The sequence below is a fragment of the Clostridium frigidicarnis genome (assembly GCF_900111985.1).
Lineage (GTDB): Bacteria > Bacillota > Clostridia > Clostridiales > Clostridiaceae > Clostridium_Z > Clostridium_Z frigidicarnis.
In genome coordinates this window covers 103,637-126,390 of the sequence record NZ_FOKI01000011.1, presented here as the reverse complement: position 1 = coordinate 126,390, position 22,754 = coordinate 103,637, and the positions used below count along the sequence as shown (strand labels likewise).

Here is a 22,754-nt window from a genome sequence, read left to right as displayed (position 1 = left end):
TGTTATTGGATATAAAAGTGTTACATTTACTGAGAGCAAAAGGAAGAAAGTTTTTGTATCAGGAGTTTTTAATATAGTTTATGGGTTAATAATGGTAGCTTTAACACCAATAGCTAATTTTGGACTAGCCGGTAAAATAGTTTTGTTAGTTCTAATGCCTGTAATGCATGAGGGTATGTTAACTCTTCAAGGTGTAAGAGAGAGTAAAAAACATGCTAAATTTGTAAGTGATGATGAGGGAGTTACTGTTTTAGATGTTTCTCCAAATTCAGAAGCTTTTAGATTAGGACTTAAAACAGGAGATAAGATATTAGAGTTAAATGATGATAAGCTTACAGAATATACAATGATATATGAAGCAATAAGTGATGGATTAAAGGAACTTAAACTTAAAATTAAAGACAGGCAGGGGTATATAAAAGAAGTTATGATAAGTATACCAGATGGAGGAGCTAAAAAATTAGGAATGGTTTTGATTCCTAAGGGTTCACCTAAGGATGGATCTATGGTGCGTTTTGGAAATAATAATTTTAAGGATGTTTTAGATAATATAAGAAAGAAAAAGTAGCAATAATTTTATATTGTTATTAGGATGAAATTTAAAAGACGTATGACAACCAATGTCTGACATTGGTTGTCATACGTCTTTGTTTTGGGGACGGTTAACAACTAAAGACTATTTTTATTAATTAGCCTTTAGTTGTTAACCGTCCCCATTTAATTCTTACTAAATTGTAAGAAGATCTTAAAGGCTTTAGTAAGATATATGTATTAATATATAAATATAGAGTTGATTTTATGTGAAGTAAGTTAACATAGTAAAAAATCACGGATAGTTAGTAAGAAAAGGGGTTATTAATATGGAAATTTTAAAAATTGAGAATTTGTGTAAAACTTATGGTGAAAAAAACAATATAGTAAAGGCATTAGATAACATTAACTTATCAATAGATAGAGGAGAATTTATTGCAATAGTTGGTGCATCTGGTTCAGGAAAAAGTACTTTATTACACTTGCTTGGAGGATTAGACAGACCAACTAGTGGAAAAGTGTATGTTGATGGAAAAGATATATACTCTTTAAATGAGGAAAAGTTATCTATATTTAGAAGAAGGCATATAGGATTTGTATTTCAGTTTTTTAATCTTATTCCTATTTTAAATGCAGAGGAAAATATTTCACTACCAGTTTTAATTGATGAAAATAAAGTGGATAATGAGTATTTAAATGAGCTTATAAATATATTAGATTTAAAGGAAAGAACAACTCATTTGCCATCAGAATTGTCAGGGGGACAACAACAAAGAGTATCTATAGGAAGAGCCCTTATTAATAAACCCTGTGTTGTATTAGCTGATGAACCTACAGGAAATCTAGATTCTAAAAACTCTAGTGAGGTAATGGAGCTGTTAAGATTAACGTCTAAAAAATATAATCAGACACTGATAGTAATAACCCATGATCTTAATATAGCAGCTAAAGCAGATAGAGTTATAACTATAAACGATGGAAAAATAGTAAACGATGAGAAATTAAGATAGGAGGGATTAGTATGCTTAAATCTTATACAGATCTAACAGGTAGATATTTAAAAGATAATAAGAAAAGAACTATATTTACCATAATAGGAATAATCCTTTCTGTTGCATTATTAACAGCTATATTTAGTTTCTTTCCATCAATAGAAAAGTCAGGAATTGAAGGGGTTAAGGGTGAATCAGGATCTTGGCATGTTTCATACTCAAAACTTAATGATAATTTGATTAACAAAATAAATGCAAGTCCTAAAGTTAAAGATGTAGGGTATTTAGAGAAAGGTGCATATACTCATATAAAAAATGATACAAGAGTTAGTTTAAGCTATTGTAGCGAGGATATTAAAAAACTTTTGCCCATTAAAATTAAAGAAGGTAATTTCCCAGTAAATGAGGATGAGATTGCTATAGAGGAATGGGTTCTTAGAATGTTTGAGGATAAAAAAAGCATTGGTGATACTATAAAACTCAATGTTGGAGAAGATGAAAGTAATCCTAAATATCAGGAGTTTAAATTAGTTGGTATTCTTAAAAATGGTAAGGAAACTCAAGAAAATAAAATAGCTTTAACTCTTGGATTTAAAAAATTAATAGATTATAGTAAGTCAACGGCTTATATATCATTGAAACATATAGGAAGTTTAACTGAAAATGTAGAAGAACTTGTAAGTATTGGTGAAAATGGTGGTGTGCGTACAAACTATAAGTTATTAACGTATGATGGCTCAATTAAAGATGATAATTCAATTAGAAGAATGGCCCCAATTGTATTAACAGTTGTTTTTATAGTAATTATTGCAACAATAGCTATAATATATAATGCTTTTAATATAAGTGTAGTACAAAGAACTAAAGAGATTGGTTTACTTAGAACCCTAGGGGCAACGCCAAAGCAAATAAAGAAGATAATAAAAAAGGAAGCTTTAATAATAAGTATTATATCAATTCCCTTAGGAATAATATTTGGGTTGATAGCACTGTTTGTTGTTTTTGCAATATTTAATTTTATGCCAGGGGATAAATTAATAGCAGGGTTTGATCTACAAATTGATATTTCATATGTAGCTTTAGGGTTAAGTTTAATAGTAAGTATTATAACCATATATATATCAGTAGTTTTACCAGGTAGAAATGCATCGAAAATTTCACCACTATTAGCTATAAATTCTAGAAATTTTATAGCTAAAGAAAACATAAAAAAGAATACGGGAAAAATATTAAAAAAATTTACTAAGTTTAGTGTGGTAATGGCATATAAAAATCTTAAGAGAAATAAGAAAAGATATAGAGCAACTGTGTTTTCAATTATTATAAGTATAGTTTTAACAATCATTTTTACTACCTTTGTAAGGATAGCTTTGTTAAACGTTCCTATAAATGAATCTCTAGATAATAAGGTTGATGTAGAAGTTAATATTGATAGCCAATCTAAGTATGATAGAAAAGATTTAATGAATAAAATAAAATCTATAGATGGGGTTAATAAGACTGTATTAGATTATCATGATGACAAAGGTAAAACTATAATTAGTAAAGATAAGTTAAATAAAAAGTTGCTTAAACAATATGAAGACCAAGATAATTATAATAATATAAGCTGCGATTATAATGGAAAAGATAGTTTAATAGCTGAGAGTGCTTTAAAGGTTTATGATGAAGACACATTGAAAATGTGTGAGGAATATGTGGAAGATGGAAAGATAGATTTTCATAAAATGGAAGAAGAGAATGGTGTATTTGTTGTTAATAATGGAAATGTGTTTATAGATGATAAAAATAAAGTTAAAGGGGATATTACTAATCTTCAGATTGGAGATGAAATCTATATACCTAAGAAATCTTTAGGTCACGATGTAAATTTGAAGAATGTAGGAAGTGATGTAGTTAAGTTAAAGGTTCTAGGAATATTTAAAGATCAGCCATTTAATATGTCGCAGGCTTTTGGACCAAGAATAATTATGGCACCTAAGACTGGAGAACTAATAGATGAATACTTAAATTATATAAAAGGAGTCAAAGTATTTTTTGAGGATAGTAAGAAAGAGAGTGAAGTTATATCTAGTATAGATAATCTAATTTTGGATTTAGGAATAGATGCAAAGGTTATAAGTAAGGCTGACACAGGTAAATCAAAGCAGGCATTAATTCTACAAATAAAAATACTTATGTATGGTTTTGTTATAGTAATAGCTTTAATAGGAATAGTGAATATAATAAATACAATTAATACAAGTTTGAATTTAAGAAGAAAAGAGTTTGCGGCCTTAGTTTCTATAGGTATGACTAGTAAGAGTATAAATAAAATGATTCTTTTAGAAGGAAGTTTTTATGGGATTATAAGCTCTATTTGGGGATGTATTATTGGTGGTATATTATCTAAATTATTAATAAATATATCAAATACATTTGCAAATACGGTATTCAAAGTTCCATTTGATTCAATGATAGCAGCCTCCTTAATTGCTATTATTTCGGCAACTATTGCAACTATTCCAGCAATAAGAAAGCTAAGAAAAATGAATATTATAGAAACATTAAAAGAAGAATAATAGAAAATAGGGACGGTTAACATCTTTACGTTAAATTTTAGAAAAATATTTAGTATAAAGTTGTTAACCGTCCCTTTTTAAGAGTTGTTTAGTAGTAAATAAATGTTAACCGTCCCCTCTTGATGATATGATGATATAATTTTTAGGAAGGGATGTGGGTATATGAAAATTTTTTTATTAGAAGATGATGATGCACTAGCTTTAGGTATGGATTTTTCATTAAAAGCTGAGGGATTTAGTGTTACAAGAGCAGCTTTAATTGAAGAAGGTACAACTTTATTTAATAAAGAAACTTTTGATTTAGCCATTTTAGATATAACATTACCAGATGGTAATGGATATGATTTTTGTAAATATATAAGGCTAAAAAGTAATATTCCAATAATATTCTTAACAGCTTTAGATGATGAGGTTAATGTGGTTTTAGGTCTAGAAATTGGTGGAGATGATTATATTAGTAAACCATTTAGGATAAGAGAACTTATATCTAGAATAAAAGCAATATTAAGAAGGGTTGAAAATAAATCCAATGTTTGTGATTTATTAGTATGTGAGGATTTAGAATTAAATAAAAAAACTGCGATTGTTACCAATAATGGGAAAGAGGTATTTTTGACAGCTCAAGAATATAAATTGCTTTTAATGTTTATGAATAATGAAGGGAGAGTTTTGGGACGGGATTTAATTTTAGATTCTATATCTGAGGGAACATCAGCATTTATGGATTCAAATACTTTATCTGTGTACATAAAAAGGATAAGAGAGAAAATAGAAAAAGATTTAAAAAATCCTGAATTTATAGTTACAGTTAGGGGATTGGGATATAAGTGGAATAAAACTGTGATTAAGAGGTAGAAAATATGGATTATTTAAAAAATTTAGAGTTGAAATTTACACTGAGATTACTAGTTGTATTGGGGATTATTTCAATTGTTATAAATCTAATGTTCATTAGTATAAGTTTTAATAATTTAAAGAAAAATTATATTTTAACTGAAGGAGCAATATTAAGTAAAATAGAAGCAATAAGCCCAGAGAGTGTCAAGGATGTTGTACCTGTAATAACTAAAGAAGTATCAGAAGAGGATGTAATAAGAGGAGAAAAAATATTAAAGGAATATGGTTTTAATACAAATTTAGATGTTAGGTTTATACCATCATATTATAAAGTAATGAAAAATATAAGTTTAAGTTTAGTTTTTATATGGATATTCCTTATTTCCATAACAATTAGTATAGTAGTTTGGGGATTTAAAAAAATTTATAAGAAAATGAGAGCATTAAAAAAAGATATTGAAGATCTTCTAGATGGAAAGGTAAATATAGATATAGATGAAACATTAGAAGGAGACATTGGCAAGCTATCATTTACATTTAATGATATAAGAAAGAGATTGAAAAGTAACATAGAAAGTTTGAATAGTGAAAAGGTATTCTTGATTAATTTATTATCAGATATATCACATCAATTAAAGACTCCATTATCATCACTAACTCTCTTTAATGATATATTAATTGAACGAGAAGAAGAGATTACTATTGAAGAAAGGAGTAACTTTTTAAACAATTCAAGAATTCAACTAATAAAAATGGATTGGCTTATAAAGTCATTATTAAAATTAGCAAAGATAGATGCTGGAGCAATCATATTCAATAAAAAATATCAAAGTTTAAATAAGACAATTGAGAAATCTATAGAAGTTTTATATGGAAAAATTATTGAGAAAAACATAAATATGATATTTAATGAAGAAAGTTTTTATATGAATCATGACAATGAATGGCTCAGTGAAGCATTTATAAATATAATAAAAAATTCTATAGATCATGTAGAATTTGGTGGATATATAAAAATTAGTTTAGAGAGTAATTCAATATTTAAAAGAGTAATCATAGAAGATAATGGATGTGGAATAGAAAAAGAAGAGGTAAAGAAAATTTTTGCTAGATTTTATAAAAATAATAAAAACAAAGAATCTGTAGGAATAGGATTATCTTTAAGTGAATCAATAATAGAATCTCATGGTGGAATAATAGAAGTAGAAAGTGTGGTTAATAAATATACAAAATTTATAATAACATTTTTGAAATAGGGACGGTTAACAACTAAACCTAGATTGGATTTAGGTTTTAGTTGTTAACCGTCCCTATTAAATTTTTAGTTGTTGATGTATTATAAAGTTATTATTAGATAAAAATTATTAAGAGATTTAAAATATGGAGAGGTGATTATGAGTAATTTTAAAATAGTTTCTAAATTTAAGCCTACAGGCGACCAACCACAAGCTATAGACAAATTAGAAAAATCAATAAAAAATAATAATAAGTTTCAAACACTTTTAGGAGTCACTGGCTCAGGAAAGACTTTTACAATGGCAAATATAATTGAAAGAGTTCAGAAACCAACACTAATTTTAGCGCACAATAAAACTTTAGCAGCCCAGCTTTGTTCAGAATTTAAAGAGTTCTTTCCAGATAGTTCAGTTGAATATTTTGTATCTTATTATGATTATTATCAACCAGAGGCTTACTTAGCGCAAACAGATACATATATTGAGAAGGATGCTTCTATAAATGATGAGATAGATAAGCTTAGGCACTCTGCAACATCAGCATTACTTGAAAGAAAAGATGTTATTATAGTTGCTTCTGTTTCTTGTATTTATGGATTAGGTAACCCAGAAGAGTATAAAAAATTAACTCTATCTTTAAGACCAGGAATGGTTAAAGATAGAGATGAAATAATTAAAAAGTTAGTAGAGATACAGTATGAAAGAAATGAAATAGACTTTTCAAGAGGAACATTTAGGGTTAGAGGAGATGTTTTAGACGTAATTCCAGCATCATCTAGTAATAAGGGGATAAGAATTGAATTTTTCGGCGATGAGATTGATAGAATAAGAGAATTTGATGTTTTAACTGGAAATATTATAAGTGAATTAAAGCACGTATCTATTTTCCCTGCCTCTCACTTTGCTACATCTTTAGATAAAATTGAAGGAGCTATAAATGAAATAGAAACAGAATTGGATTTTAGATTAAAAGAACTCATTGCTGAAGATAAATTATTAGAAGCTCAAAGGTTAAAGCAAAGAACTAATTTTGATGTAGAAATGATTAGAGAAATGGGTTATTGCAGTGGTATTGAAAATTATTCTAGAATTTTTGATGGAAGGCCAGCTGGTAGCCCACCACTTACATTAATAGATTATTTTCCAAATGATTTTTTGCTGTTCATAGACGAAAGTCATGTTACCATGCCTCAGGTTAGAGCAATGTATGGTGGTGATAGATCAAGAAAAAATTCTTTGGTGGATTATGGATTTAGATTGCCTTCAGCATATGATAATAGGCCATTAAAATTTGAGGAGTTTGAAAAAAAATTAAATCAAGTTGTATTTGTTAGTGCAACACCTGCAAATTATGAAAATGAGCATTCAACAGTTGTAGCAGATCAAATTATAAGACCCACAGGTCTGTTAGATCCAGAAATAGAAGTAAGACCTATAAAGGGTCAAATAGATGATCTTTATTCAGAAATTAATAAGACAGTCGAAAAAGGATTTAGAGTTTTAGTTACTACATTAACAAAAAGAATGTCAGAAGATTTAACTAAATATTTAAAGGAACTAAATGTAAAAGTAACATATCTGCATTCAGATATTGATACTATGGAAAGAATGAAAATTATAAAAGACCTTAGGACTGGTGAAGTAGATGTACTAATAGGTATAAATCTTCTAAGAGAGGGTTTAGATATACCAGAAGTAGCATTAGTAGCAATCTTAGATGCTGATAAAGAAGGTTTTTTACGTTCAGAGACATCTTTAATTCAAACAATAGGTAGAGCTGCAAGAAATTCTGAGAGTAGAGTAATAATGTATGCAGATTCAATAACAAGGTCTATGGATAAAGCTATAAGTGAAACAAATAGAAGAAGAAAAATACAAACAGAATATAATTTAGAGCATGGTATAACACCAACAACAGTAATTAAGGATATAAGAGATGTTATAGAGGTAACTAAGATAGCAGAGGAGCAAGAAGACTTTAAGTTTGATGAGGGTGCACTAGATAAGAATAGCATAGAAAAATTAATAGAAGGATACACTAAAGAAATGATGGAAGCAGCAAAAAATCTTCAATTTGAGAGGGCTGCAGAATTAAGAGATAAAGTTGAGGAATTAAAAAGTAAGTTGACAGAATAAAAATTATATTTACAAAAGAATAAAATTAGGTTATTATTAATAACAAATATTAATTAATAATAATTACAGGAGAAGAGTATGATAGTTGAAGTTTGTATGAATAATGAAAATCATGAAAAGATTGAGGAAATATTAAAAGAAAAAGATTCCTCAATAGAAGTAGATGTACATGGATGTTTGGGACACTGTCATGTATGTGCAACTGGAAAAGCTTTTGCATTTGTAGATGGAGATGCAATAGAGGCGGATTCAGTAGAAGAATTAGTAGATAAAATATTGAATAAATAAATTTACTTGAAGGGACGGTTAACAACTAGATATTTAAATATCTAATTGTTAACCGTCCCTAATTATCTTCATCTATATTAACAATAAATGAATAGAATTTATTAATATGGCTAGAATTTAAGAAAAAGGAGGGTTAATTATGCCAAGGTTAGCTAGAATAAAAAATGAATGTGCAATTTATCATATTATGGTTAGAAGTATTAGTGAAGTAGATTTATTCAGAGAAGATGAAGATAAAATAAAGTACTTAGACTTAATTAATCAATATAAAAAGACATACTTATTTAAAGTTTATGCTTATTGTTTAATGAGTAATCATGGGCATTTGATAATAGATTCAAATGGTACGGACATATCAAAAGTAATGCATTGTATTAATTTAAAATATGCAAGATATTTTAATGAAAAGTATAAAAGACATGGACATTTATTTCAGGATAGATTTAAAAGCAAGATAGTTGAAAATGAAAGGTATTTATATGCTTTAACAATATATATACATAATAATCCAACTGATATATATGGGTATAGGTATAATCCAGAAAAATATGAGTTTTCAAGTCTTAAATCTTATATAACTAATAAGAAAGACAAGTTTAAAGTTTTAGATAAAAACTTCATAAATTTAATGTTTAATAGAGATGATAAAGTGACTAAAAATATTTATATGAGGGCTGTTTTAAGGTGTGATATGGATAATTTAAGGGAATTAGATGGTGAATTTGATAATGAAGGGACAAAGTATGATAGCAAAAGACACATTATAAAAAGAAATTTTTCAATAAAACAAGTAATAAACTTTATTTGTAAAAGAATGAATGTAACAAGTGAAAGTATATATATTAAAAGTTCAAGAGGCGTGGTTAATGTTAAGGCTATAGTAGTAGTTTTTATGAGGGTATTTTGCAATATAGGGTGTGAAGACATATGCAAAGTTTTAGGAAACATAACTCAATCTAGAGTATCTGCTCTCTTCAATGTAGGAAGTAATTTAATTATAAAGAGTAAAATCTACGGAAATATATTAAATGATTTTTTGAATTTAGAATCAAGAAATTTGGCTTAGTTTTCACTGTGTTTAGGAGAGTAAATCTTTATATAAAAAATACAGGGACAAGCTAATAAAATTTTGTTTTAGTTTTATGTTTTATTTATATGTGATATATTTAAAATAGAACATACATTTGGTTTGAAAATAAAATATGAACAATAAAGTAAAGAATAAGATTTTTGGGGTAATGAAATAATAATAGTATTGGGATTAAATGAGGTATATATGTTAACCGTCCCAAAGTGAAAGGAGATTCTTAAAGGTATGAGGGAGAAAATTATTATAAAGGGTGCAAAAGTACATAATCTAAAGAATGTTTCTTTAGAAATACCTAGAGATAAACTTATTGTATTTACAGGGTTATCTGGTTCAGGAAAATCCTCGTTAGCATTTGATACTTTGTATGCAGAAGGTCAAAGAAGATATGTTGAGAGCTTATCATCTTATGCAAGACAATTTTTAGGTCAAATGAATAAGCCAGATGTAGAATATATAGAGGGATTATCCCCAGCAATTTCTATAGATCAAAAGACTACTAGTAGAAATCCGCGCTCAACTGTTGGAACTGTGACAGAGATTTATGATTATCTAAGACTTTTATACGCAAGGATTGGAATTCCGCATTGTCCAAAGTGTGGAAAAGAAATAACTCAACAAAGCGTTGATACAATGGTAGATAAAGTTTTAAGCTTACCGGAAAAAACTAAGATTCAAGTACTAGCTCCTATGATTAGAGGAAGAAAAGGCACTCATGATAAAATAATAGAAAATATAAAGAAAAATGGGTTTGTTAGAGCTAGAATAGATGGTGAAATGTTTGAGGTCACAGAAGAAGAGATTAAGCTTGAAAAAAACATAAAGCATAATATAGAGGCCGTTGTAGATAGATTAATTGTTAGAGAGGATATAAGAAGTAGACTTACTGATTCTATAGAAACATCTCTTAAACTTTCAGAAGGTCTTGTTGTAATTAATATTTTAAACGAAAGTAATGAAGATATACTTTTCTCAGAAAAATTTGCATGTGCAGATTGTGGAATAAGTATAGATGAGCTTGCTCCTAGATTATTTTCATTTAACTCTCCTTTTGGGAAATGTGATAAGTGTGATGGGTTAGGAACATTAATGGAAATAGACCAAGATCTTATAATACCTGATAAAAGCAAGAGTCTTCTTCAAGGGGCAATAGCATCATGGGGAGATGGAAGAATGAAAGAGGATACATGGACCTATGCTGTCATGAAAGCATTATCGGAAAAGTATAAATTTAAGTTGGATACTCCAATATGTGATTTGAAAAAGGATGTTTTAAATGTAATCCTTTATGGAATGAATGGTGAAAAACTAAAAGTTCATTACGAAAAAGAAAATATTCAAGGAGTTTATATGCATAACTATGAAGGGATAATAAACTCATTAAAAAGAAGATATATGGAAACTAATTCTGACTCAATGAAACAAGAAATTGAAATGTTCATGAGTGATAACCATTGTTCTAAATGTAAGGGAGCTAGATTAAGACCAGAAGCATTGGCAGTAACTGTAGGTGAAAAAAATATAATTGACTTTTGTAATATGCCGATAAGGGATGAATTACAATTTTTGAACACCATAAAATTATCAAAAAAAAATAAGATTATTAGTGAGCAAATATTTAAGGAAATCTCCTCAAGGCTAAGATTTTTAATAGATGTAGGATTAGATTATTTGAATTTATCAAGGACAGCAGGAACTCTTTCAGGTGGAGAATCTCAAAGAATACGACTAGCAACTCAAATAGGTTCAAGTTTAGTAGGTGTTCTATATATCTTAGATGAACCAAGTATTGGATTGCATCAAAGAGATAATGATAGGTTAATATCAACACTAAAACACTTAAGAGATTTAGGTAATACATTAGTTGTAGTTGAACATGATGAAGATACTATAAAAGAAGCAGATTTTGTTGTTGATATAGGACCAGGGGCTGGTGAACATGGTGGAGAAATTATTGCAGCTGGAACTTTAGAAGAAATTAAAAGTTGTGAAAAATCAATAACAGCACAGTATCTTACAGGAAAAAAGAAAATAGAAGTGCCTAAAGAGAGAAGAAAAGGAAATGGCATGGATATTGAAGTCATAGGGGCTAAAGAAAATAATCTTAAAAATGTAAAGGTGAAATTTCCATTAGGAACATTAACAGCAGTTACAGGTGTATCAGGGTCAGGAAAAAGTACACTTGTAAATGAAATTTTATATAAAGGATTAAGTAAAATAATAAATAAAAGCAAAGTAATACCAGGTGAGTTTAAAGAAATAAAAGGGTTTGAGAATATAGACAAAATTATAGATATAGATCAAAGTCCTATAGGAAGAACTCCACGTTCAAATCCAGCAACATATACAGGAGTGTTTGATATTATAAGAGAACTTTTTTCATCAACACCAGAATCAAAAATGAGAGGATATAAGCCGGGAAGATTCTCATTTAATGTAAAGGGTGGAAGATGTGAGGCTTGTAGTGGTGATGGAATAATTAAAATAGAAATGCAGTTTTTATCTGATGTTTATGTTCCGTGTGAGGTTTGCAAAGGAAAAAGATATAATAGAGAAACTCTAGAGGTTAAATATAAAGGTAAAACAATTGATGATGTTCTAAGTATGACTGTGGAAGAAGCATTAGAATTCTTTGAAAATATACCTAGAATAAAAAATAAACTTCAAACCCTTAAGGATGTTGGGCTTGGATATATAAGATTAGGCCAGCCGTCAACTCAATTATCAGGTGGAGAGGCTCAAAGAATAAAATTAGCATATGAGTTATCAAAAAGAAGTACTGGAAAAACTTTATATATTTTAGATGAGCCAACTACAGGACTTCATGTAGATGATGTTTCAAGGCTGGTATTTATACTTCAAAGATTAGTTGAAAATGGAAATACAGTTATTGTTATAGAACATAATTTAGATGTCATAAAATGTTCTGATTATATAATTGATTTAGGACCAGAAGGCGGAGAAAAGGGAGGAACTGTTCTTTGTAAGGGAACTCCAGAGGATGTAGCAAATACAGAAAGTTCTTATACAGGACATTACTTAAAAAATACATTATAATGAATGTATATATTTAAGAGTTATAAATAAGCTGCCAAAGGCAAAAAAATTATAAGTTGCTTTTGGTAGCTTTAATAGTTAATCAGCATGTGTGTTTTATAAAGTTAAGATAAGATTATTTAAGAATAAACAGATATTTTTATTGAAATTGAAAAATTACATATAGACAAGCTAACTAACATATATTAAACTTTAATAATTATACAATGATTTTTATAGTTAGCATTAATAATAGTGAAATTTCACAGGATATGATGCGTGTTTTTATAATATATTAGACATGAAGGCTTATTGAAATAAGAAATTTACGATGGTACATAGTTTTTGTTTATAATAAATAAATTTGTGGATATTTGAAGCTTTTTGAATAGATGATATTAAAACTAAAATTATATTTTAGTTTGATTTACAATTAAGTTATTATTTAATTTTGAATAGATAAGATATACTTGTTAACCGTCCCCAACTACCAACTAAGGGAGTTTCTTAAGAAAACCTTACATTTGTTTAATGTATTATTTTTAAATGTTTTTTTAACATTTTTTATTTTAATTGATGGTATAATAATATGGACGATATTCTAAATAAGGTTTTTTAAGAGGTGAAAAGAATGAGTAAGATAATGACTTTTGTATTTACAATAGTATTTATTGTAATTTTATACTCAATAATAATATTGTCATTAAGAATAATGGCTAAAGATGTTAAGAATGGTGGGAGAAAGAAGAGATTAAAGAAAGCTTCTTTAGGTATTGAGGTTATGGACCCAGGTGAAAATCAAACTTTAAAAAAAGGCGCTATTATACCAATAACTAATGAAATAACCATGGGTAGAAAAGATGATAATTCCATTATACTTAACGACCAATATGTATCAGGACATCATTCAAAGATTTATATCAGGAATGAACAATGCATAGTAGAAGATTTAAACTCTACAAATGGTACATTTGTAAATGGAGATATGATAAATGGTAGGAGATATGTTGAAGAGGGAGATAAAATAAGAGTAGGAAGCGTCACATTTAAAATTATAGGATAGTGGGTGAAATTAGTGGGTAGCTTAAAAGATGAAAAAAAGATGTTGCTTTTTGTATATATATTGCTTTTTGCAATGTTTGGTAATTTGTGTATTTTAAAAGGCGAGGTTGATAAAAGAGCTATTATATTAGGTGTAGCAATGGTTATATTACTGGGCTATTCTCACTTTATAATAAGAAAATATTTTTCAGATGGAGATAAGCATATATTACTTTTTATATTTCTATTAAGTATGATAGGAATAGTAATGTTATATAGGATAGATCCATCAGTTGCTATAAAACAAACAGTATGGTTTAGTGTTGGAATGATAGCATATGTACTAATTGTTGTTTTATTACCAGACTTAAAAAGTTTTAGTAAGTATAAAAAACTATATCTTATAGGTACATTAATATTTATGTCTATGGCAATGGTTCCAGGATTAGGTGTGGAAATTTATGGAGCTAAAAACTGGGTTCAAATTGGACCAATAGGATTTCAGCCATCAGAAATAGGAAAATTGTTTTTGACAGCATATCTAGCTTCAACATTAAAAGATTATGACGGAAATTTTAAATCTTTAATAAAACCAGCTTTAGTGGTTATGTATTCTTTAGGATTTATGGTTCTTCAGAAAGATTTGGGATCAGTATTAATATTTTTTGGAATATCAGTAACAATGCTATATTTATCTACAGGTAAACTTAAATATATAATAACAACATTCTTACTTTCATGTGTTGGAGCTGTATTTAGCTATAAATTGTTTAGTCACGTTAGAGTAAGAGTTCAAATATGGAAAGATCCTTTTGAATATGCTAATGATCAAGGGTTTCAGGTAGTTCAAGGATTGTTTGCAATAGCATCAGGTGGTTTGTTTGGGGCAGGACTTGGCAAAGGGTATCCTCAATTTGTACCAGTAGTAACTACAGATTATATATTTGCTATAATATGTGAAGAATTAGGCTTAATTATGGGATTTGGTATACTAATCATATTTTTCCTTATGTTTTACAGGTGTATGAGATCGGCAATTTATGTTAATGATAAATTTTCACAGCTTTTAGCAGTTGGATTTAGCGCAATGTTTGCAAGTCAAGTTTTAGTTATAGTAGGGGGAGTTATGAATGCTATTCCGTTAACTGGTATAACATTACCATTCGTAAGTTATGGTGGAACATCAATGCTTACAAGCTTCTTTGCAATGGGGATAATACAGAAGATTTCAGAGGAGGGTTAAAATGAAAGATGATTTAACTACCGGTGTAAAAAAAGTTCTTATAGTATTCCTCTTTTGTTTTCTGGCCTTAATAACATATATAGCATATTTCACAACATTTAAGGCACCTGGATTAGCTGATAATTCTCAGAACAAAAGATTGTGGGCAAAGAGAAATGAAGTGCTTAGAGGAACTATATATGATAGAAATGGAAAAGAGCTTACTAAGAGTGAAAGAGTGGATACTCTAACTCAAAAGAGAACATACGTAGATGGTCCATTGTTTTCACATGCTTTAGGATATGTAGATCCTAGATATGGAATAACAGGACTGGAGAGTAAGTATGATGACCAGTTAATGAATACTAAAAATACTCTCTTTAATATAAAAGAAGCTATAAAAGAATTTGATATAAAGAAAGCATTTAATAATGATCAAGATAAGAATAAAGTTGGAAATTCACTAAAAACATCTATAGATTATAAAATTCAAAAAGCAGCATATGATGCTATAGGTAATAATAAAGGTTCTGCTGTTGTATTAAATCCTAAAACTGGAGAAGTTTTAGCAATGGTATCAAAACCTACATATGATCCTAATAATTTAGAAGATATATACACTAAAATAAATAATAAGGAAATAACAGGAGAGGACTCTCCTCTTATAAATAGGGCAACCCAAGGATTATATCCTCCGGGATCTACATTTAAGGTTGTTACAGCTACATCAGCTTTAGAAAATATGCCAGGACTTAAAGATAGAGTTTTTGAGGATAATGGTAAAATAGAGTTTAATTCAAAGCAGTCTTTAAGTAACTTTGGCGGAGCAGCCAATGGTCCAATAAAGTTTGCAGATGCTTTTAGAAAGTCAAGTAATGTTGTTTTTGGTACATTAGCAATGGAGCTTGGAAATGATAAATTAAAAGAAACATCTGAAAAATTTTATTTTAATAAATCAATATCAGCTGAGGGAATAAATATAGAAAATAGTATATTCCCTAAACTTCAGGCAAATGAAAAAGGTAATATAGCACAAAGTGGTATAGGACAAAGTAGTATTTTAGCTACTCCAATGGAAATGGCACTAGTTGCATCAACTGTTGCAAATGATGGTGTTATGATGGAACCTAAAATAGTTAATGAAATATTAAACTTTAATGGGGAATTGGTGAGTAAAGTTGATTCTAAACCATTAAATACAGTTATGAAAAAAGATACAGCACTAACTTTAAAAACATATATGAAATCAGTTATAGACAATGGTACAGTAGATGCATCTTTATTCTCAGGACTTAATGCTGCAGGTAAAACAGGAACTGCTGATTATATGGATAAGAATGGTCAACCAGCTAAGCCACATTCATGGTTTATTGGATTTGCACCATACGACAATCCAGAGATAAGTATAGCTGTTATAATTGAAAATGGTGGAGTTGGTGGAGTTGCTGCAGCACAAGCAGCATCAACAATAATGAGAAGTGCTTTAGGAAAATAAAATACTTTAAATAAAAACCTTTCATTTTATTTCAAAATGAGGTTTTTATTTGTTTAGGGACAGTTAACAACTTTCAAACTAAAGGGACGGTTAACATTTAAAACTTAAATATATAAAGTTTTAAATGTTAACCGTCCCAAAGAGTAATTTTTATGTAATTAAATATATTGTAAATTAGAGTATAATATATAACAGAAAAATGTTAACCGTCCCCAACTTTAATTTAGAGATGTTAATCGTCACTAGTTAGGAGGATAAAATGTTTGATTTTGAATATCAGTTAAAAAATCTTCCAGATAAGCCTGGAGTTTATATTATGAGAAATTCTTTAGGTGAGGTTATTTATGTTGGAAAAGCAAAAGTTTTAAAAAATAGAGTGAGACAATATTTTCAAAATTCTAAAAATAAGTCTGAAAAAGTTAAAGTAATGGTTTCTCATATAGCTGAATTTGAATATATAGTTACAGATTCAGAGATGGAGGCACTTATATTAGAATGTAATCTTATAAAGAAATATAAGCCAAAATATAATATCTTACTCAAAGATGATAAACACTATCCATTCATTAAAATAACAACAAATGAGGAGTTCCCAAGAGTTTTTGTAAGTAGAACATTTGTTAAGGATGGAAATAAGTATTTTGGACCATACACAGATGTAGCAGCTGTTTACGAAACTTTAGAGCTTATTAAAACGGTATTTCCAGTAAGAACGTGTAGGAAAAGTTTTTCAGGGAAAGAACCATTTATTAGACCATGCTTGAATTATCATATAAAGAAATGTAATGCCCCTTGTGCAGGATTACAAAGTAAAGAGGATTACAGAAATACAATAAATGAGATTATAAATCTTTTAAATGGCAAGAATGTAAATATAATTAATACGTTAAAGATAGATATGGAATATGCATCTATGAATTTGCAATTTGAAAGGGCAGCTAGCCTTAGAGATAGGATAAGAGCCATAGAAAAGATATCAGAGAAACAGAAGGTATTCCTAGGTAGTGGAGATGATGAGGATTTTATAAATATATATGGAGATGACAAAGACACTTGCGTTCAGGTTTTCTTTAATAGAGAAGGAAAAATAATAGGAAGAGAAGATTTTATATTAGAAAACACAATAAATGATAGGCAAGAATACATAATAGAAGAATTTTTAAAGAGCTTTTATGGTGGTACGGCTAAAATTCCCAAAAACATATATGTACCATGTATTGAAGAAGAAGAGCTTATTGAGCAATGGTTAACTCAAAAAAGAGGAGCTAAAGTGAATATAAAAGTTCCTAAAAAAGGTGAGAAGAAGGAACTTCTAAATATGGTCGAAAAAAATGCAAAAAATACTTTAGAAAAATTTAGAATGAAATTACTTCAAGATAAAGAACTTCATAAGGTATCAATGATTGAACTTACAGATCTTTTGGAATTAGAAGAAATACCACATAGAATAGAAGCTTTTGATATTTCTAATATTCAGGGTTTTGATTCTGTTGGTTCTATGGTAGTATTTGAAGAGGGAAAACCTAAGAATAGTGATTATAGAAGGTTTAAGATAAAAACTGTTATAGGCCCTAATGATTATGATTCTATGAAGGAAATACTGACAAGAAGATTTGAACATGGGTTAAAGGAAGTTAAAGAAATACAAGAAAGAAACTTAAATTTAATTTCAGGTAAGTTTTGTGTTTTTCCTGATTTGATTCTTATGGATGGTGGTAAAGGTCAGGTAAATATAGCATTAGAAGTCCTAGAAGAACTAGGTATAAATATACCTGTTGCAGGTATGGTTAAGGATGATAAGCACAAAACTAGAGGAATTATATATAATAATAGAGAAGTTGGATTTGGTAAAAAAAGAAATGCTATGAAGTTAATAACAAGAATTCAAGATGAAGTTCATAGATTTGCAATAACATATCATAGAACTTTAAGAGATAAAAAAACATTTAAATCTATTTTAGAGGAAATACCTAATGTAGGTTTAAAGAGAAGAAAAGAACTATTAACTAAATTTAGTTCTATAGAAAACATAAAAAAAGCTTCTTTGGAAGAGTTATTAGAAACTCCATCCATAGATAGAAAAACTGCTGAAAGCATAATAAACTTTTTTATAGGAGATGAAAAATAATGAAATCAGTTATAGATACACATACTCACACATATGTTAGTGGTCATGCATATTCCACTTTGATGGAAAATATAGAGTATGGAAAGAAAAATGGATTAGAAGTACTAGCTGTTACAGATCATGGACCTAAAATGCCAGGGGGACCTCATCAGTTTTATTTTAATAGTTTAAGAGCAGTTCCTAGAGTTGTAGAGGGTTTAATTATATTACGTGGTTGTGAGGCTAATATAATAGATTTTCAAGGGAATATAGATATATCAGAAGAAATTCAAAATAGATTAGACCTATTGCTTGTAAGTTTACATGATGTTTGTATAAGACCAGGAACTAGAGAAGATAATACTATGGCACTATTAAGAGCTATGGATAATGAAAATGTAGATATAATAGGTCATGCAGGAAATCCGGCTTTTGATATAGATCAAGAAAAGGTTGTATTAAAAGCAAAAGAAAAAAATAAAATAATAGAAATAAACAACAGCTCTTTTAGATCTAGACCTGGATGTGAAGAAAATTGTTTAAGACTAGCTCTATTATGTAAAGAATATGGTGTTAAAGTTGTAATGGGAAGTGATTCGCATTTTTGCACTAAGATAGGTATACTTGATAATTCAAAGGAAATACTTAAGGCAGTAAAAATGCCAGAGGAACTTATAATGAATACAAATAGACATAAGATAATAGATTATTTAAAATTAAAGGGAAAATTAAAAGATATGTAAATTTATATGCAAGAATATCTTGATTAAGTTTATATAAATATTTTATACTATATTTAGTTTTAATTTAAACTAATAAATAAGGGTTGAGGAGTACAAAAATGAATTATATAGAAAATCATGCATCAAAATTAAAAGAAATTGTTGGAGAAAACAATATTCTATTAAATGAGCCTATGAAAAATCATGTCTATTTTAAGGTTGGTGGGCCAGCAGATATGATGGTTATTCCAAATACTATTGAGGAAATTATACAACTAGTTGATTACTGTAGAGAAAATAAAGTCCCTTATTTTATTATAGGTAATGGTTCTAATCTTTTGGTTAAGGATGGTGGAATTAGAGGGGTTATTATAAAGTTAACCTCTTTGACAGATATAGAAGTTAAAGAAGATAAGGTAAGAGCTCAATGTGGAGCACAACTTAAAGATGTGTCAAGAGAAGCTTTAAACCATGGCTTAACAGGCTTTGAATTTGCTTGTGGAATACCTGGAAGTATAGGTGGAGCTGTATTTATGAATGCTGGAGCTTATGGCGGGGAAATGAGCTTTGTAATAGATATGATTACAGCACTAGATGATAAGGGTAATGTAATAGAAATTAGTAAAGAGAAGTTAGAATTAGGATATAGAACATCTATCATAATGAAAATGGGATATGTAGTTTTAAGTGTTCAATTAAAACTTAAGCAAGGAGAAGTTAAATCAATAGATGAAAGAATAAGAGAATTAACTAAAAGAAGAGAAGAAAGGCAACCATTAGAATATCCATCGGCAGGAAGTACATTTAAAAGACCAGAAGGGTACTTTGCAGGTAAACTTATACAGGATTCAGGATTAAAGGGTAAATCTATTGGAGGAGCTGCTGTTTCAGAAAAGCATTCAGGGTTTATAATAAACAAAGGTAATGCAACAGCTAAGGACATATTAGATTTAATAGCTCATGTTCAAGATACAGTAAAGAAAAACTTTAATGTTGAGTTGCATACAGAGATTAGAATAATAGGTGAAGATTAAACAAAAAATCTACTGCTAAATTTAGCAGTAGATTTTTTATATTAATATTTTTTGAAAATATTTTAGCTATAACGGAAAAATAATCTGTTATTAAGGATTAAAAAGCAGGGACGGCTAACAACTAGAAAAAAATTTCAAAACTTGACAATATATAGCATTGAAGGTAATATAATATTGTGAAAATAAAGAAAATTTAAAATATGAAGCGTATAAAGGGGGGTGAATCCAGAGAGTTTCTCTGGACTTTTTATGAAAAGAATTATTAGGAAAGAGGTATTAGATACTGAAAAATATGTTGCAGGTAAACCAATAAGTGAAGTAAAAAGAGAATTAGGATTAAAAGAAGTAATAAAACTTGCATCAAATGAAAACCCATTAGGATGTTCTCCTGATGTAAAGAAAGTATTGTACAACTTAATTAATAATACAGCTTTATATCCTGATTCAGGTAATTTTCAGTTAAAACAAGCCTTGGCTAATCATTACAATGTTAATGTAAGTCAAGTATTTTGTGGTGGGGGATCAGATTCTTTAATTAAAGTTTTATGCACAACGTTCTTAAATCCAGGAGATGAAAGTATAATAGCCCAAGTTACATTCCCAAGATATGAATCAAATATAAAGCTTATGGGTGGAATATGTGTAAAAATTCCTATGAAAAATAATGGACTTGATGTTGATGCTATGGTAAATGCTATAACTGATAAAACAAAAATGATATGGATGTGTAACCCTAATAATCCAACTGGAAGCATTTTTACAAAAGAAGATTTACAAAAGGTTTTAGATAGAATACCTAAAAATGTAATAATTGTTATGGATGAGGCTTATATAGAATATGTAGAAGATAAAAATTTCCCGGATTCAATAGAAATATTAAATCAATATCCAAATATGATAACACTTAGAACTTTTTCAAAAGCTTATGGATTAGCAGGATTAAGATGTGGATACGGAATTGCTAATGAAGAGCTAGTAGGATATATCAATAGAGTTATAAATCCATTTGATGTAAACCTTTTTGCACAAGTAGCTGCAGTCTCAGCATTAGAAGATCAGGACTTCTTAAAAGAAGTTGTTGATGAAAATAGAAAAGAGAGAGAATATTTATCAAAGTATTTTGAAGAAAAGAAATTAGAATATGTTAATAGTAATACAAACTTTATTATGGTAAATATAAATAGAGATGATAAACCAGTATATGAAGCAATGTTAAAAAAGGGTGTTATAATAAGACCAGGTTTCCTATTAGGTATGCCACAATGGCTAAGGATAAGTATAGGTACGAAAGAACAAAATAGAAAATTGGTACAAGTTCTAAATGATGTTCTTTAAATTGTTAACAGTCCCAAATTGGAGCTAATGTTATAAGGTAATGGTGAGGGGATTTAAATAAAAGTCTAAAATAAAAAGAGTACTACAGTAATAAACTGTAGTACCCTTTTTATTTTAGACTTAAAATTATTCTTCGTCTTGGTCTTCTTTTAAGCATTCTGGTTCTTCTGGTTGATACATTCCAAAATAACATGCACTAGATGAAACATTTTGTGCCACCTTTGTTAAAGTTTTTTCAGCTAAAGTTAATAATGCTTTTTTACTATTCATAGTAAATACCCCCTTATATAATTAAAATAATTTATTTAAAAAAGAATCTAAAGTTGTTATTACTTTAAAACATGGATTAGTTAAGGTGAAACATTGCCATAATGCTCCTAAAAGTAATGCTGTAGAATATCCTACCAATTCATTAGGTGAATATAAAACCATAATTAAAACTATGCTTTGGTAAACAACAACAGTAATTATAGATTTCTTTTTTAATGCTAATTTTTTCTTTTTATTTCGTAGAGGTTTATTAGGGTTGTCTATAGGAGACAAATTATAAAGTATATAATAACACCATAAAAATCCTAATAAATCTAAATAAATTAAATTGGGTTCCGCTACATTTCCTATTATAACAAATTTTACTATAATTGCGCAAAATATGCAAACAAAATTTCCAAGTATAAGGCAATTATTGGGGGTAGAAGCGTGAACTCCTCCAGAAAATTTTCTTAAAATGCTTATAGAAAATGAAAGGATTAAGGCTTCAACTACAACATTAAATATTAGTCCAAGTATAATTGTTAAAGTAATAGATATAAATATATGTACTATTGCAAATCCACCATAATTTAATACTTGTTTTTTATTGTTATCAAGATTTAGCTCTTCAGAGATAACATTAGACATTTTTTTTGTTATACTTTCAATACTAAACATAATTATCTACATCCTTATTATTGAATTTTGCACAATTTTTATTTGATTTTCTAAATTTAAATTTGTAAGATAAAAATATAATTATAACTATAATTATAAATGAGGGTAATCCATATATAGTTTTCAGACTTCTAGAATAACTTATTTCATCATAGTTTAAATTAA

18 protein-coding genes are annotated in these 22,754 nt (G+C 28.5%); 16 read left to right on the top strand and 2 right to left on the bottom strand.

Features of this window, described 5'->3' with window-relative positions:
- The 16 genes from BM119_RS19830 to hisC all read left to right on the top strand — a co-directional run.
- A partial coding sequence (locus tag BM119_RS19830; protein ID WP_177199368.1) for a PDZ domain-containing protein occupies positions 1-568 on the top strand: 568 nt, incomplete at its 5' end.
- 292 nt (positions 569-860) lie between these two features.
- Positions 861-1,541 carry an ABC transporter ATP-binding protein gene (locus tag BM119_RS08910; RefSeq protein WP_090040726.1) on the top strand — a complete coding sequence of 227 codons (681 nt, stop codon included), beginning with the start codon at positions 861-863 and terminating at the stop codon, positions 1,539-1,541.
- A gap of 11 nt (positions 1,542-1,552) precedes the next feature.
- Positions 1,553-4,084 carry an ABC transporter permease gene (locus tag BM119_RS08905; protein WP_090040724.1) on the top strand — a complete coding sequence of 844 codons (2,532 nt, stop codon included), beginning with the start codon at positions 1,553-1,555 and terminating at the stop codon, positions 4,082-4,084.
- A gap of 162 nt (positions 4,085-4,246) precedes the next feature.
- Entirely contained in the window at positions 4,247-4,939 is a 693-nt protein-coding gene (locus BM119_RS08900) for a response regulator transcription factor (RefSeq protein ID WP_090040722.1), read from the top strand.
- Positions 4,940-4,944: 5 nt separating this feature from the next.
- Entirely contained in the window at positions 4,945-6,177 is a 1,233-nt protein-coding gene (locus BM119_RS08895) for a HAMP domain-containing sensor histidine kinase (protein WP_090040721.1), read from the top strand.
- A 138-nt stretch (positions 6,178-6,315) separates the two neighbouring features.
- Positions 6,316-8,292, top strand: coding sequence for an excinuclease ABC subunit UvrB (gene uvrB, locus BM119_RS08890; protein ID WP_090040718.1), 1,977 nt, complete (start codon positions 6,316-6,318; stop codon positions 8,290-8,292).
- Between the two features lie 78 nt (positions 8,293-8,370).
- A complete protein-coding gene (locus tag BM119_RS08885) occupies positions 8,371-8,580 on the top strand; it encodes a DUF1450 domain-containing protein (protein ID WP_090040715.1) in 210 nt (69 codons plus the stop codon).
- Positions 8,581-8,719: 139 nt separating this feature from the next.
- Positions 8,720-9,646, top strand: a complete 927-nt coding sequence (locus BM119_RS08880; RefSeq protein WP_090040712.1) for a transposase — start codon at positions 8,720-8,722, stop codon at positions 9,644-9,646.
- A gap of 249 nt (positions 9,647-9,895) precedes the next feature.
- Positions 9,896-12,724 (top strand): excinuclease ABC subunit UvrA, encoded by a 2,829-nt coding sequence (gene uvrA, locus BM119_RS08875; protein WP_090040710.1) that lies wholly within the window; start codon positions 9,896-9,898, stop codon positions 12,722-12,724.
- Between the two features lie 610 nt (positions 12,725-13,334).
- The gene (locus BM119_RS08870; RefSeq protein ID WP_090040708.1) at positions 13,335-13,766 is read left to right on the top strand and encodes an FHA domain-containing protein; all 432 of its coding nucleotides are present in this window, start codon (positions 13,335-13,337) and stop codon (positions 13,764-13,766) included.
- 12 nt (positions 13,767-13,778) lie between these two features.
- Positions 13,779-14,987, top strand: a complete 1,209-nt coding sequence (locus BM119_RS08865; protein WP_090040706.1) for an FtsW/RodA/SpoVE family cell cycle protein — start codon at positions 13,779-13,781, stop codon at positions 14,985-14,987.
- A 1-nt stretch (position 14,988) separates the two neighbouring features.
- Positions 14,989-16,461 carry a peptidoglycan D,D-transpeptidase FtsI family protein gene (locus BM119_RS08860; RefSeq protein ID WP_090040703.1) on the top strand — a complete coding sequence of 491 codons (1,473 nt, stop codon included), beginning with the start codon at positions 14,989-14,991 and terminating at the stop codon, positions 16,459-16,461.
- Between the two features lie 259 nt (positions 16,462-16,720).
- Positions 16,721-18,589, top strand: coding sequence for an excinuclease ABC subunit UvrC (gene uvrC / locus BM119_RS08855; RefSeq protein WP_090040701.1), 1,869 nt, complete (start codon positions 16,721-16,723; stop codon positions 18,587-18,589).
- Positions 18,589-19,311, top strand: coding sequence for a phosphatase (locus BM119_RS08850; protein ID WP_090040699.1), 723 nt, complete (start codon positions 18,589-18,591; stop codon positions 19,309-19,311). The genes uvrC and BM119_RS08850 overlap by 1 nt, the downstream gene beginning before the upstream one ends.
- Before the next feature lie 98 nt (positions 19,312-19,409).
- Positions 19,410-20,324 carry a UDP-N-acetylmuramate dehydrogenase gene (gene murB, locus BM119_RS08845; protein WP_090040696.1) on the top strand — a complete coding sequence of 305 codons (915 nt, stop codon included), beginning with the start codon at positions 19,410-19,412 and terminating at the stop codon, positions 20,322-20,324.
- Positions 20,325-20,573: 249 nt separating this feature from the next.
- Positions 20,574-21,659 (top strand): histidinol-phosphate transaminase, encoded by a 1,086-nt coding sequence (hisC, locus tag BM119_RS08840; protein WP_090040694.1) that lies wholly within the window; start codon positions 20,574-20,576, stop codon positions 21,657-21,659.
- 126 nt (positions 21,660-21,785) lie between these two features.
- Here hisC and BM119_RS08835 read toward each other — a convergent pair whose 3' ends face one another.
- Both BM119_RS08835 and BM119_RS08830 read right to left on the bottom strand, forming a co-directional pair.
- Positions 21,786-21,929 carry a cyclic lactone autoinducer peptide gene (locus BM119_RS08835; protein ID WP_090040692.1) on the bottom strand — a complete coding sequence of 48 codons (144 nt, stop codon included), beginning with the start codon at positions 21,927-21,929 and terminating at the stop codon, positions 21,786-21,788.
- A gap of 21 nt (positions 21,930-21,950) precedes the next feature.
- Positions 21,951-22,589, bottom strand: coding sequence for an accessory gene regulator ArgB-like protein (locus BM119_RS08830; protein ID WP_090040690.1), 639 nt, complete (start codon positions 22,587-22,589; stop codon positions 21,951-21,953).
- Positions 22,590-22,754 lie beyond the last annotated feature (165 nt).